Below are 14,287 nucleotides of genomic sequence, written 5' to 3'. Positions count from 1 at the left end.
AGCGTGGGGCTGTCAATTGCGGTGCGGCGTCACCCCACCTAATTCATCGTCTCAGAACACCCGGTGGCAGCTCCCTTGTCCGAGCCGAACAGGGAGCCACGCGCCAAGAGCGATTATTATGCGCCGACCGGGTCCGGCCCCACTCTCACGACCATCTTTCCGAAGTTCTTGCCCTTCAGAAGGCCGATGAAAGCTTCCGGCGCCACATCTATCCCCTCGACAATGTCCTCACGATACTTGACCCGGCCATCGGCGATCCAACCGGCCATGTCGCGCGCGAAGTCCGGATAGTCGGAGGCGAAATCGTAGACGATGAAGCCCTGGATACGGAGCCGCTTGGTCAGCACCGCACGCATCAGCGCCGGCACGTTTGTGTCCATCTCTGGAAAGCTGGTCGCATTGTAAAAGGCGATGGTCCCGCAGACCGGCATCCGGGCGAATTGGTTGAACAACGGGAAGACCGCGTCGAACACCTTGCCGCTGACATTCTCGAAATAGACATCGATCCCGTCGGGGCAGGCCTTTGCAAGTTGCTCCGCGAAGTCCGGCGCCCGGTGATCCACCGCCGCATCGAAACCGAGTTCTTCGACGAGGTAGGCGCATTTCTCCGCGCCCCCGGCAATGCCGACTGCCCGGGCGCCCCTGATCTTTGCGATCTGCCCGACAGCGGAGCCGACAGGACCCGACGCGGCGGCAACCACCACAGTCTCGCCCTCTTTCGGCATGCCGATATTCTTCAGACCCGCATAAGCCGTCAGCCCCGGCATGCCAAGCACGCCAAGCGCCGTCGAGATCGGCGCCGACCCGGCCGCGACCTTGCGCACACCAGCGCCATCGGAGAGCCCATAACTCTGCCAGCCGACCCTGGCGAGCACGATGTCTCCGGGTGTGAAATCCGGATTGTTCGATTCCATCACCTCGGCAACGGTCTCGCCTTCCATCACGCCATCGATCGGCACCGGTGCGGCGTAGGATTTCGCATCGCTCATCCGGCCGCGCATATAGGGGTCCAATGACAGATAGATCACCCGCAACAGCATCTCGCCAGCACCCGGCGTCGGGATATCGGCATCATCGATACGGAAATTTTCCGGAACCGGAGCGCCTTCCGGGCGCGATGCGAGTAGCCAGCGGCGATTAATGGCAGTGCTCATGTCGGGACCTCCTGATCTTTAAGACGATCTTGGATACCGTCGCCACGCGCACCGGGTCCAGCGCCGATCCGTGTCCGCTACCTTCGCGATAAGGATCGGCTGTATGAAATCAGCCGGTTCCAGCAAGCTCCACCACCGGCCCACCAGCGGCTTCGGCGTCTTCGGGGTCGTGCGTCACCAGGACCGTCGGCAGGCCGGCGTCCCGCAGGCGCTCGAAGCTGAATCGCCTTATATCGCCCCGCAAATGCCGGTCAAGCTTTGAGAAAGGCTCATCGAGAAGTGCCGCTTTCGGCTCCGACAAAAGCAACCGGAGAAGGGCGACGCGGGACGCCTGCCCTCCCGAGAGCGTCGCCGGATCGCGATCCGCAAACCCTTCCAGACCGAACCGGTCGAGCGCCTCCCCAGCAGATGCAAGGCGGTCGGGGCTTCCCGGCGGCATGCCAAACAACAGGTTTCCACCCACACTCAGATGCGGAAACAGCATTGGGTCCTGGAATAACAAACCGACATGCCGGGCCTCTGGCAGAGCATCGGTAATGTCGGCGCCATTCAGTAAAATCCGGCCCTCTGCCGTAAACGGTGCTGTCAGAAAGCCGGCGACAAAGGACAGCAATGTGGATTTTCCGGAACCGGACGGCCCCATGACGGTCAGCACGGTCCCTGGCTCGATCACACAATCAAGCGACAGCAAGTCCCGTCCGCCAAGCGTGATACGGACATCTTTCAATCCCAGCCCCAAAGTCACCGTACCCCTCCCAGCATGCCGCGGCGATTGCGCCAGATCAGGCGTGGTGCGGCAAGTGCCAACGCGAACCCGGCCACCGGCAGGATTGCCTGTGTTAGAGCCCAGGCCCCGATCAGGCGGCGGTCCCCGCCCGCCGCAAGCGCGATAGCCTCCGTTGTCACCGTCTCTACCCGGCCAGCGCCAAGCAGGCGCGTCACCAGATACTGACCAATGCTGATCGCAGCCCCGACAGCAAAGGCCGTGAGCAATGGAGTCAGCAGCATCGGCAGACGGACCTTCCAGAACGCACCCGCCGCACTCTGTCCCAGCGTTCTGGCGATCTTTGTCCAGGCCGGGTCTTGCCGCCGATAGGCCTCCGATAGTGAGAGATAGACATAAGGCAGGACGAAAATGATGTGTCCTGCCGCAACCAACCCGCCGCCCGGCGGTGTCTCCGCCAGCTCCGCCAGCAGGACCAGGCCAAAGATGAAACCGATCTGCGGCACCAGAAGCGGCACATAGATCAGAAACTCCAGAATCCGGCCTGACCGCACGTCCCGTTGCCTCTCGTTTTCAAGAACGCAGACCACCAGCACAAGGGACAGAAGCGTCGTCAACAGCGCGATCCAGAGAGTCGCCACGACCGGTCCTCCCGCTGTCTCCGCGACACTTTGCCAATGCGCCAATGTCCAGCGGCCCGGCAACGCGTCGGGAAAGCGCCAGACCCGGGCGAAAGCATTCAGGCCGAGAGCGGCAATGCCGAGGATGGAGGCGAGGATGAGCGTAGGAAACAGACCCTGCCCCAATGCTGCAAGCCCGGTATCCCCGGTGCGTCTCCTGCCGGAAACGAGCCAGCCGCGCGTCAGCAGTCCGACACATCGTTCGGCCAGTATCCAGAGAGCGATGGCCCCGGCCGTCACGGCGAATTGCAGAATGGCCCCCGCCGAAGCGATCATTCTGAAATCCAGATCCGGATCGTTCGACCAACGCAAGACCTGCACCGCCAGCGGCGGCGGCGAGACCGGGCCGAGGATCAGGGCCACGTCTATATTGGCGGAGGAATAAGCGATCACCGCATAGACAGGCAGGCGGAGCAGCGGATAAAGCGCCGGCACCACGCTTTTGAACCAGGCCGATATCCGTCCGTACCCGATGGACCGGGCCAGCCGCATCCTCTCGCCCGCATGGATCTGGGCGAGCGACGCCAGCGCCATCAGCAGCAGGAACGGCACTTCCTTCATCACCAGCCCCGCCATCAGGGAGAGCCCCCATTCGTCCTGCACGATCAGCAGGTCCGGTGGGCGCTGCCACCCGGTCGCCCAGGGCGAAAGCAGCCGGGCGAGGAACCCGGACGGCGCGATCAAAAAGGCTAAAGCAAATGCCGCCGCAGCATGAGGGACCGCCAGCATTGGCGCGATCGCCTGCCGCAACCAGACAAAGGCCCGGGTCTCGAAAAAGACAGCCAGAAACAAGAGCGCGAGGAGAAGAGATACCCCCGCCGTCAAAATCCCGGAGGCGAACGACAAGAGGACCGAGCCGCCGATACCCGGCCAGTCGAGCAGAGCGCGCCAAGCATCGAGCCCGAATTCGTCATGGCCGAGCGAGGGCAGAAACCCGAAAGACGGGATCAACGCGCCGAGCGACCCGGCAAGGACCGGTCCGGTCAGGATAGCGGCAACCAGATAGGGGGCTACTCTCAGCATGCAGTCGGCACCGGCGGTGAAAGTGTCACCGTACTCCGTACCGCCGCACCCATTCGGCCTCAAGCGCTTCGGTCCAACTCGGATGCGGTTCGGCCAGCATGGCCCCGAGCTTATCCGCCGGAAGCGCCGCCGGGCCGAGATCAAGGCCGCGGATCGCGTCCGCTTCTTCTTTCTTCAGCTGGCCGAGAGAGAGAACCGTGGCGGAGCCCCAATGTGCCGGGTCCTGCTTGCGCATCTGCGCTTCTGGCGAGAGCAGGAAATTCGCGAGGACCATCGCCGCGTCGCTGTGGGCCGCGTTGAACGGAATGGCAACGAAGCTGACATTGCCGATGGTACCCTCGTCAAAGACGTAGTTGCGCACCGTTTCCGGCAGCTCGCCACTATCGATTCCCGCCGATGCTTCTGACTGGCTGAAGGCGAAGGCTATATCAATTTCCCCGTCGCTCATCAGGCGGCGCATACCGCCGGCATTCTTCGGAAAACTGCGCGCCTGCCGCCAGAGAGCGGGATGAAGCAGATCCAGATAATCCCAGAGCGGCTGGGACACGGCAGCGAAATCGCTCTCCGAAACCGGCTTGTAGAGGGAGGATTTGTCGGCGACACGCTCAATCAATATCTGCTTGAGAAAGGTTGTTCCGAGAAAGCTCGGCGGCAGTGGGTATGTGAAACGGCCCCGATTCTCCTGTGCCCAGGCGAGCAAAGCGTCCGAGGTGGCGGGAGGTTCGGGCAAAATCGCCGTATCACGATAGAAAACCAGTCGGGCCCGCGCCCACGGCATCTCCAGCCCGTCGACAGGAACCCCGAAATCAAGACCGAGATCCGGATTGTTCACAGGATCGGTCAACGCGTGATTCGGCAACCGGCCAAGCCACGGCCCGAACAGCAGACCATTCCGCTTCATCGCTGCGAAATTCTCGCCATTGATCCAGATAAGATCGACGGCGCCGCCTTCAGTGCGCCCGGCGGACTTTTCTGCCAGAACGCGGGCGACCGCTTCCGCCGTGTCGGTCAGCTTCACATGCACCAGGGAAATGCCAAAGCGCTCCTCGACCTGCTCACCTGCCCAATCGATGTAGGCGTTGATTCGCGAATCACCGCCCCAGGCATTCCAGTAAACGGTCTGGCCGCGGGCTGTATCGAGCACCTGCTTCCATTCCTTGACAGCATCCGCCGCCCCAACCGGTGACAATCCGCCCAAAAGCCCGAAAACCAGGGTAAGCGCCGCAAAGCCGCGTCTATAAAGCACGAGAGAAACTCCATTGCTGCCAGCAGGTGTTAAGCGACGCGACGCTAGTACAGCTCGCTCGCAGACCGAAATGACATCGCCGCGAGCACAGAGTAGCTTCTCCTACGCACGTTTCGCACTGTTTCCGCGACAACAGTTTCGACACGCGGAACAGCGTTCCGCAAATTGACCTTGGCGTATCGGGCGTGGCATATTTCAGCTGAACCTGCCCGATAACGAGAGGCAGGGCCGGGGCCTTAAGGTTCTGGCGGAGAGAAGGAAACGGCCAGGCACGATGCCCAACAACACCGACCAGAATGACGACGACAAGGATCGCCAGTTTGTTACCGCCCTTGCCCGCGGTCTCGAAATTCTGCGCGCCTTCAAGCCTGGTGACGGCGGCCTCGGCAATCAGGAGCTCGCGGAGCGGACCAAGCTGCCCAAGCCGACGATCTCGCGCCTGACACACACACTGACGAAGCTCGACTATCTGACCCTGGATGAAAGCACCGGGCTGTATCAACTGGGCCCAAGCGTGCTGTCTCTCGGATACTCGTTCCTTTCCAATCTCGATATCCGCGCCCGGGCCCGGCCGCTGATGCAGCAGATGGCGAATGATGTGGACGCGGCGATCTCGCTCGGCACGCGTGACCGGCTGGAGATGCTTTATCTGGAAACCTGTCGCGGGGATGGTGCACTGACGCTGCGCCTCGATGTCGGCTCCCGGCTTCCAATCGCGGAAACGGCTATGGGTCGCGCTTTTCTCGCTGCACTGCCCGCGGATGAGCGCGAGTATCTGATGGACCACATCAAGCGCAAGGACCCGGAACGCTTCGCGCGGGTGAAAGACGGCGTCGATCAGGCGGTAGAGGATATCGCTACCTACGGCTTCACATTCTCCCTCGCCGACTGGCACAAGGATGTGCATGCCGTCGGCGTTCCCGTGATCATGCCGGACCGCTCGGCGGTATTTGCCCTCAATTGCGGTGGCCCAAGCTTCCTGTTGTCCCGCGAAAAGCTCGAGACCGACCTCGGACCGCGCTTGGTCCGACTGGCGGAGACCCTCACCATGGGTAGCCAGAGTATTCGCGTGGTCGCCTCGAACACCTGAACCAATTCCACCACCAGCCACCAGCTTGCCTGCCGACCCGGACGGACCTGAAATGACCGAGAGTTTAGAACGCAGCTTTTCCAAAGGCTCGTACCTCCACGATGTTGTCGACCGCAGAGCGGATGACGCCACAGACCGCCTCCTCTTGAGCGATGCGGAAATCGCGCTTGATGGACGCGGCCTGAAAGAGGCCGTCGACAAGACAGCCGATGCCTTGAGGCTCTACGGTGTGCGCGGTGGCGACCGGGTCGTGCTGGTCAACGAGAACGCGGCCGCTTTGCAGGTCCTGATTTTCGCGCTGTCCCGGATCGGCGCCTGGACCGTGCTGGTCAATGCCCGGCTCACCGGCAACGAAATCCACAAGATCACGGAGCATGCGGGCGCCCGGACCACCCTTTACACCACCGGCGTCTCACCGGACGCGGCCGCCCATGCGGCAACCGCCGGTGCCGTGCCATTTGATATGGCTCCCCTGACCGGTGTGCAGATTGCGCCGCTGAATGAAGCCGCCGTGGCAGAGCCGCTCGGCCGGGACGGAGCCGATCAGGTCGCCGCCCTGATCTACACGTCGGGTACGACCGGGCAGCCCAAGGGGGTCATGCTGACCCACGACAACCTGCTGTTCATTGCCGAGGTTTCCGGCAGCATCCGCGCAATCGGTCCGGAAGATCTCGCCTATGGCGTCCTCCCTACATCGCATGTCTTCGGCCTTGCCTCCGTGTTTCTCGGCACCCTCGCTCATGGCGGGCACTTGCACACCGTCTCCAGATTTGCGCCGAAAGATGCCGCCCGGGCCCTCGCCGAAGACGGCGTCACCATCTTCCAGGGTGTCCCGGCGATGTATGCCCACCTGTTGGAACTGGCATCGAAGAACGGCGCTCCCCTGCCCGCGCCCAAATTGCGCTATCTCTCCGCCGGCGGCGCCCCGCTCGACCTTGCGATCAAGACCAGAGTCGAAGCGATGTGGAAACAACCCCTGCACAACGGCTATGGCCTGACCGAAACCGCGCCCACGGTGACCACCACACGCATGGAAGCTCCGGCGCATGACGAAACCGTCGGCCCGGCGATCCCCGGCGTCGAATTCCGGATCGCGGACCGGGATACCGGTCTGCCGAAGCAGATCGGTGAAGTCGGCGAAATCTGGATCCGCGGCCCGAATGTCATGAAGGGCTATTATCGCGATGCCGAACAGACCGCCCAGGTCATCACGTCGGATGGATGGTTCAAATCCGGCGATCTCGGACGGACGGACACCGCCGGCAATCTCTATGTCGTCGGTCGCCTGAAAGAGCTGATCATCCGGTCGGGCTTCAACGTCTATCCGGCCGAGGTAGAGGGTGTCCTCGCAGAGCATCCCGACATCGCCCTGTCAGCCGTCGTCGGCCGCACAGCGGGAGATAACGAGGAAGTAGTGGCGTTTATCCAACCCATAGCCGGTCGTGTAATCGAGAAAGACACACTGGATGCCCATATGCGGGCGAATCTCGCGCCCTATAAATGCCCCAGCCACTATGTTTTCCTGCAATCTCTTCCGGCCACCGCGACTGGCAAAATTCTGAAGGCTCAACTGAAACAACAGGCGGACGTAATCGACGCAGCTTGAAGAATTCGGAGTGACTCCGGTGTGCCGCACATTCCTGCTATGCTAAATCAAAACCTTGACTTCTCTCATTTTAACCATCAATTCTATGCCCGACGTGGGGTAATCGCGCGACGGTCTTAGTAGGACTTTCTGTTACCCCACAATTGGATAAATCTCCGTTTGCTCCAAGTGCGCGTGGAAGACGGCTAGATACGATGCCCTGTCTATGGTCTACGGACCCGATAGCGCTACGTTGCAATGGACCAAATGACTCTGTGACTTCTACCACCTTTTCAGAGCTCGCCTTGTGCGAGCCCATCCTGCGTGCTTTGAAAGACGCTGGATACGAAACCCCGACTCCCATCCAACAGCAATCAATACCCTTGGTTCTGGACCGGCGCGACCTGCTCGCGATCGCTCAGACCGGCACGGGTAAGACGGCCGCGTTCTCGCTGCCGATATTGCATCACCTTGCCGAAGCGGACAAAGCCGGCCGGCGCAAGCTGCCGCCGAAAACCGTTCGCGCCCTTGTCCTCGCCCCGACCCGCGAACTCGCGGTCCAGATCGGCGAGAGCATTGCGACCTATACACGCCATCTCGGCTTGCGGAAGGTTGTCGTCGTTGGCGGCGTCGCCTTCGGCCCGCAGAGAGCCGCACTCGGCCGCGGCGCAGACATTCTGATCGCGACACCAGGCCGCCTGCTCGACCTCGTGGAACGCGATTGCGTCAGCCTCGGCTCTGTCTCGCACCTGGTGCTCGACGAAGCTGACCGGATGCTCGACATGGGCTTTATCCATGACGTGCGGAAAGTCGCGAAGCTGGTTCCGTCGGCCCGGCAGAGCCTGTTGTTCTCCGCCACCATGCCGCCGAAGGTCGAACAGCTGGCGCAGTTCCTGCTGAAAGAACCCGGTCGTGTCGAAGTGACGCCGGAACAGCTCACCGTGGAACGCATTCACCAGACCGTGCACCACGTCCCGGCTTCCGCCAAGCAGGGTCTCCTGCTCGAGGTTCTGTCGAACCCCGACTTCAACAAGGTCATCATTTTCACCCGGACCAAGCACAAAGCGGACCGGGTTGCGAAGATGCTCACGGCCTCCGGTATCGAATCCGAAGCCCTGCATGGCAACAAGACCCAGAGCGCGCGCCAGCGTGCCCTGCAAAGGTTCCGTAACGGTGCCTGCCGTGCGCTCGTCGCAACGGATATCGCCGCACGCGGGATCGATGTCAGCGACGTCACCCATGTGATCAACTTCGAGCTGCCGAACGAGCCCGAAAGCTATGTGCACCGCATCGGCCGCACGGCCCGGGCCGGTACCGACGGCGCAGCGCTGTCGCTCTGCGATCCGGACGAGTTCGCCTATTTGCTCGATATCGAACGTCTCACGGGACAACGGATCGAAGTGATCGGCGGAACCGCTCCCGAGCGTCGTCCGGCGAACGACGGTGGCAACCGTCGCGGCCAGCGTCCGAACGGATCCGGCAAAGGCCGTGGTCCGAAGCGGCGTGGCGGCCAGTCTTTCGCGAAGAAAGACGGCAATGGCGGCGGTAACGGATCGAACGAGAAGTCAAACCACCGTCCGCAGAAGCCAGGCAACAAGCCGAAGCCCGCACACGGGAAACCGAATGGCGGCGGGGGTGAAAACACTCTCCGGCGCAAGCAATCGAAACGCCGCGAGGCTGCATAGGCGGCGTTCGACTCACGGCCGACCTGGGGGGCCGGGCCGGCCATGAAATTGCCATTGATTTAACAAGGAGACGAAAATGGCGACAGGAACAGTTAAGTGGTTCAACACCACCAAAGGCTACGGATTCATCAAGCCGGATGATGGCGGCGCCGATGTGTTCGTTCACATCACCGCTCTTCAGACCGCTGGTCTGAGCGACCTGCCGGACGGCACCAAGATCACGTTCGATCTTGAAGAAGATTCCCGCCGTGGCCGGGCTTTTGCCGCCAATCTGAAAGTCGACTAATCGACATTCACGTCCCGGACTCCATCAGGGGTCCGGGACGACCTCTCTCCCGTTAACGCGCCCTAGAGACCGGTCCGTTCCAGCAGTGAGAGCCAGTTCTCCGCAGCAATCTTGCGGATCAGCGTCTCACCATACCCTGCCTGCCTATACCTTTCGATCAGACGTGGCATGCCAGCGGCATCTCCAAGCGCCGCCGGCACCGTACAACCATCGAAGTCCGAGCCAAAAGCGACGCCGTCTTCGCCAAGCTTCTCCAGCAGATAATCCGTATGCGCAACGATCTGATCCAGATCGGTTCGCTCGTCCTTGGCCCCGTCCGGCCTCAGGAACCCGACATGGAAATTGATGCCGACGAGCCCCGCGCTCGCACGGACTGCCTCCAATTGCTTGTCCGTCAGATTGCGCGGCGACTGGCAGATCGCGTGCGCGTTCGAATGGGATGCAACCAGTGGCTTGGTTGAGAGCTCCGCTATGTCCCAGAAGCCTTTCTCGGTGATATGCGAGAGATCCACCATGATCCCCATCGTATTGCAGGCACGGATCAGATCCCTGCCCGCTTCCGTCAGGCCGCTTCCGGTATCCGGCGATCCCGGAAAATCCATCGGCACACCGTCGGCAAACGCGTTCTTCCGGCTCCAGACGGGCCCGAGCGACCGCAATCCCGCCTGGTAGAGTTCGTGCAAGTTGGAGAGATCCGGGCTGAGACATTCTACCCCCTCGATGTGAAGGATGATCGCCAGCTTTCCGTCCGCCATCGCGCGCCGGGCTTCGCCGACCGAATGAGCGATGACGACATCACCGCCTGACAGGCTCTCGATCGAGAGCGCCATATCGATCATCTTGCGGGTAAACGGCTCTGCGTTTTCCCGCGACACCGGTGCAAAGTTTCCAGGGTCGTCCGGCGACAGGTCCAGCGTTTCGTCATCCAGCAGCCTGGATGGCGTGAACATGGCAAAGAGCCCGCCGCAAAAGCCTCCCTTACGGGCGCGCGGAAGATCGATGTGCCCAGTCTTGCCTTCTACGAAGAAGCTCTTCGCATCCCGACTGCCACCAGCCAGCACAAGGCGGAGCAACGTATCGTTATGTCCATCAAAAACGGGAATAAGGTCAGCAGGCATGATGCTTCCTTCAGGCAGGCGTGTGGAGAGAACGGGGCGCAGAACCAGTACAGCATTCCGTCCAAAGGATTGGGCGGCCTGTTTCCGTTCACAGGATATGGAAAGGCATAGTCGCGCCCGGCTGGGTATTTTTCCAGTCGATTTCAGCCACAGGTGTTTTCAGTCAGCGCCGAAGCCTTGATCTTGCGTGGAAATTCCAAGGATTTCATAACTAAGCGACATCAAAAAGTCATGCAAAAGCAATCGCTTCGTTATGCGACTCACCTAGATAGAGCGTGCGGCGCGGCAGGCGGCGGATGGCAACGGAAGTGCAGGGTAAACCAGCACAGCCGATGCCTTTCGCCGCAGGACGGGCCAGTCGGGAGCCGTCCCCCGCCGCACCAAACTCCGTCCCTATCCGATAGCCGCTTCCGCTCTCCGTCGGTTCATCCGGGCAAAGAGAAGAACAGGTACGCTCAGAACTCCGCCGATGAGCGTCATGTGCAGATGCGACACTCCTGGGATGACGTCCCCCGGCGCGGCAAAGAACAACCCGCCGACCAGAAGAAGGCCTCGTGCCGCCATCGGAAGCATCCCCGACCCGATACTGCCAAATCCGGCGATATAGCCCTGAAGGGCACTGCCGACGAGATAGACACCGAGTAGCGCGGTTGCCAGAACAACGATCACCTCCGCCGTATCACCTTCACCGATCAGCGCCGGATTGAGCACGAAGAAGAACGGCACGAAATAGATGATGCTGCCGAGGCGCATGGCTTCGACACCGGCGGCAAGCGCGTTGGTCCGGGCCATGGTCGCCGCGGCAAAGGCACCGAGCGCGACCGGCGGTGTGATGTAGGACACCATGCCCCAGTAGAGAATGAAGAGGTGCACTGCCAACTCGTTCAGGCCAGCTTTCACCAGAGCCGGAGCGAGCACGACCGCGAGGAAGATGTAACAGGCCGTGACCGTCATCCCCATGCCGAAGATGAAGCTTGTGATCGCCCCCATAACCAGAAGCATGAACACAGAGCCGCCGGCGAGGAATATCAGGTCGTTGACCAGAGTTCCGGCAAGTCCGGTTGCCGAGAAAGCACCCACAATCAGGCCAATACCAAGCAGCACCGCGACGAGTTCTGTCAGCCCGCGGCCGATGCTGTAGACCAGATTGAAGAACCCCTTCAGATCGAACCGGTGTTTCTTAGAGACCTGATTGATGATCAGTAGCAGGGCTGTCGCGTAGAACGGCGCCCAGGTTTCCTGACGCAGGAACATCATCAGGAAGATCAGCAGGGCAAAGACAAAGAGATAGTACCAGCCCTCTTTCATCGTCTCCCAGACTGACGGCAACTGCTCGCGCGGAATGCCCTTGAGATTGTGGCGAGCCGCATAGGCATCGATCTGGATGAACAGGCCGAAATAGTAAAGCAGCGACGGAATGGCCGCAGCAGCCGCGATTTCCAGATAGGGCCGTCCAAGGAAGGACGCCATAACGAATGCCGTGGTGCCCATGACCGGCGGCATGAGGACGCCGCCCGTTGAGGCGCAGGCTTCCGTACCGGCGGCATAGCGTGCCGGGAAGCCGGTCTTCTTCATCGCCGGGATGGAGATTGCGCCGGTCGTCAGCACGTTCGAGATAACACTGCCGGAAAGCGAGCCCATGAAGCCGGAGGCGAAGATCGCCACCTTGGCCGCACCGCCACGTAGGTTGCCGACAAGAGCCAGCGCCAGATTGTTAAAGAACGCGCCGCCACCGGTATATTGCAGGGCCGCGCCGAAGATGATGAAGCCGATCACCAGATTGCCGAAAGCCCGCATCGGGATGCCGAAAGAGCTCTCGGAGGAAATGATGTGATACGGGATCACGTCGACGAAAGGCTGGGCGAAACCCGATATCGGGCCCGGCATGACGTCGGCAAAAGTCGGGTAGAGCGAGAACACAAAGACGATCAGGAAAATCACCAGACCGCCAGCACGCCGGGTCGCCTCCATGATGAGCGCCCAGAACAGGAAGGAAATCCAGCGGGCCGTTTCCGGCGGCGCATATTCCCATCCCTCTTCAAGGCTGAGGTCGGCCGTGTAAGCGAAATAGCCCGAGACACCCACTGCCAGCCCGGCCAGCACCCAGTCATACCAGGCAACCGAGACACCTGCCTCACCGCGCAGCGGGAAAGACAGGAATGTGAGAGACAGGAATAATCCCGCGAGCAGGAAGAGATAACGTCCTTCCAGGATCACAACTCCGGCGAAGAACTGAAAGTTGAAGAGCTGATTGACGGACAGCAGGACGGCCGCCGCGGTGAACAGGATGAAGATCCATTTGGCAACGCCGCTTAGCGCGCGTGTGCGCTGCTTTTCTCCGGCATCGCCATCATTGTCGTTATCCATGCCGGACGACGGGGAAACTTGCTCACTCATGTGGAGCGCCTCAACTCACAAATACTGTATATGAAAGCGTCTGAGGACGGCGCACCGTGCGCCGTCCCCTGACATCGAAAGAAGATCTACAGGCTTAGAAAACCGCGTCGAGACCGGCGGCGTTCAACGCTGCATGGCGGGCAGTGCGCCATTCGGCTGCCCAAGCGTCTTCGGCGACGTTCTTGGCGAGGAAATCGGTCCAGGCCTTTTGCAGAACGTCCTGACGCTTCAGCAGACCGTTGTTGTGCGCCTCTTCTGCGTCACCCCACTTGCCGACCTCTTTGTAGAACTTGACGGCGCCAGCGTGATACGGGACGACCCATTTCAGGTTCTGCTTGTCCAGCGCCCAGCCATTGATGCCCGGTGCCTTGCCAGCATAGTCGTCAAAGAGCTCAACCATCGCCTTGGTCATGTTGTAGACGAGGTCTTCGTCCTGCTCCGGATAAGCGACCAGAACCGGGTACGGGTACGCACCGGTCGCAATCGGGCTTTCCTTCTTGATGGTGGCGCCAACGGTTGCGTTGGTCGGCTGGAAGAACGGCGCAATCTTGTTCATGCGCGCCCAGCCGTCCTTGTCACTCGCCGGGAGCGGCGGCCACAGCAGGCCACGCGGGCTGGCTTCCATTTCGTAGGCCTTGCCCGAGCTGGTGGAAGCGAAGGCCGCGTCGACCTGACCGTTCACCATGCCGGCCCAGGACGCACCGAAGCCACCGAACTCGACTTTCTCAACATCATCCCAGGTCAGACCACCGAAAGCGAGATAGGCCCCGGTGTTGACGTTCAGGGACGGCGAGCCCTTGACCCAGGCAACGCGCTTGCCTTTCAGATCCTTGTATTCCTTGACACCGATGTCATTGGCAACGCCAACGGCGAGGCCAATTGCACCGTTGTTCATCATCAGCGTGCGGATCGGCTGCGGGCCCCAGCGTTTGGAGCCGAAGTCGAAAGCACCTTCCTGCGCCATGAAGCTTGCGCCAACGCCGGTCGCCGAGAACTGAACCTTTTTCTGGCGCAACGGCTCTGTGCGGGAAACGTCGTTCTTGCCCGGCAGGACACGCAGGTTGACGCCGAGTTTGGTTTTCAGTGCGCCGCCGATGGCGACAGACTGATTGTAGCCGGCGGTACCGGTGCCGTAAGCCGTCCAGGCCAACTGTTTCGGCAGCTTGGCATCGGCCATGGCCGTACCGGCAAAAGCGACGGTGAAAGCAGCTCCGGCGAGCGCAGCACGCCGGATTGAATGCAGAGTAATGCCCATGAAAATCCTCCTTTAGGCTCCCTGGCGGCCCGGTTTCGCGATGT

At 61.2% G+C, this 14,287-nt stretch carries 11 protein-coding genes; 4 read left to right on the top strand and 7 right to left on the bottom strand.

Going from position 1 to position 14,287, the window contains the following annotated elements; translation table 11 throughout:
* Nucleotides 1–116: 116 nt before the first annotated feature.
* From IG629_RS01330 to IG629_RS01315, 4 genes are all read right to left on the bottom strand, one after another.
* Nucleotides 117–1,154: an NADP-dependent oxidoreductase gene (locus tag IG629_RS01330; RefSeq protein ID WP_193170192.1), complete on the bottom strand. Its 1,038-nt coding sequence runs from the start codon at nt 1,152–1,154 to the stop codon at nt 117–119.
* A gap of 109 nt (nt 1,155–1,263) precedes the next feature.
* A complete protein-coding gene (locus tag IG629_RS01325) occupies nt 1,264–1,899 on the bottom strand; it encodes an ATP-binding cassette domain-containing protein (RefSeq protein ID WP_193170191.1) in 636 nt (211 codons plus the stop codon).
* Nucleotides 1,896–3,581: an ABC transporter permease gene (locus tag IG629_RS01320; protein WP_193170190.1), complete on the bottom strand. Its 1,686-nt coding sequence runs from the start codon at nt 3,579–3,581 to the stop codon at nt 1,896–1,898. Before IG629_RS01320 ends, IG629_RS01325 begins: the two co-directional genes overlap by 4 nt.
* A 25-nt stretch (nt 3,582–3,606) precedes the next feature.
* Entirely contained in the window at nt 3,607–4,827 is a 1,221-nt protein-coding gene (locus IG629_RS01315; protein ID WP_319024988.1) for an ABC transporter substrate-binding protein, read from the bottom strand.
* 274 nt (nt 4,828–5,101) lie between these two features.
* Here IG629_RS01315 and IG629_RS01310 point away from each other — a divergent pair, with 274 nt between their 5' ends.
* The 4 genes from IG629_RS01310 (at nt 5,102) to IG629_RS01295 (ending at nt 9,473) form a co-directional block, all read left to right on the top strand.
* Nucleotides 5,102–5,917, top strand: coding sequence for an IclR family transcriptional regulator (locus tag IG629_RS01310; RefSeq protein WP_193170189.1), 816 nt, complete (start codon nt 5,102–5,104; stop codon nt 5,915–5,917).
* A gap of 52 nt (nt 5,918–5,969) precedes the next feature.
* Nucleotides 5,970–7,523, top strand: a complete 1,554-nt coding sequence (locus IG629_RS01305) for a class I adenylate-forming enzyme family protein (protein ID WP_193170188.1) — start codon at nt 5,970–5,972, stop codon at nt 7,521–7,523.
* A gap of 284 nt (nt 7,524–7,807) precedes the next feature.
* Nucleotides 7,808–9,187 carry a DEAD/DEAH box helicase gene (locus tag IG629_RS01300; RefSeq protein ID WP_226886368.1) on the top strand — a complete coding sequence of 460 codons (1,380 nt, stop codon included), beginning with the start codon at nt 7,808–7,810 and terminating at the stop codon, nt 9,185–9,187.
* Nucleotides 9,188–9,263: 76 nt separating this feature from the next.
* On the top strand, nt 9,264–9,473 hold the full coding sequence (locus IG629_RS01295; protein WP_193170186.1) for a cold-shock protein: 210 nt from the start codon (nt 9,264–9,266) through the stop codon (nt 9,471–9,473).
* A gap of 62 nt (nt 9,474–9,535) precedes the next feature.
* Here IG629_RS01295 and IG629_RS01290 read toward each other — a convergent pair whose 3' ends face one another.
* The 3 genes from IG629_RS01290 to IG629_RS01280 all read right to left on the bottom strand — a co-directional run bounded on the left by IG629_RS01290 (nt 9,536) and on the right by IG629_RS01280 (nt 14,243).
* A complete protein-coding gene (locus IG629_RS01290; protein ID WP_193170185.1) occupies nt 9,536–10,591 on the bottom strand; it encodes a dipeptidase in 1,056 nt (351 codons plus the stop codon).
* A 393-nt stretch (nt 10,592–10,984) separates the two neighbouring features.
* Nucleotides 10,985–12,988: a TRAP transporter permease gene (locus IG629_RS01285; protein ID WP_193170184.1), complete on the bottom strand. Its 2,004-nt coding sequence runs from the start codon at nt 12,986–12,988 to the stop codon at nt 10,985–10,987.
* 94 nt (nt 12,989–13,082) lie between these two features.
* On the bottom strand, nt 13,083–14,243 hold the full coding sequence (locus IG629_RS01280; protein WP_193170183.1) for a TAXI family TRAP transporter solute-binding subunit: 1,161 nt from the start codon (nt 14,241–14,243) through the stop codon (nt 13,083–13,085).
* Nucleotides 14,244–14,287 lie beyond the last annotated feature (44 nt).

It is taken from the genome of Nisaea nitritireducens, from assembly GCF_014904795.1.
In the GTDB taxonomy this organism is placed as follows: Bacteria; Pseudomonadota; Alphaproteobacteria; order Thalassobaculales; family Thalassobaculaceae; genus Nisaea; species Nisaea nitritireducens.
The sequence above is the reverse complement of the archived record's forward strand: the minus strand, read 5'-3'. Positions and strand labels throughout refer to the sequence as shown.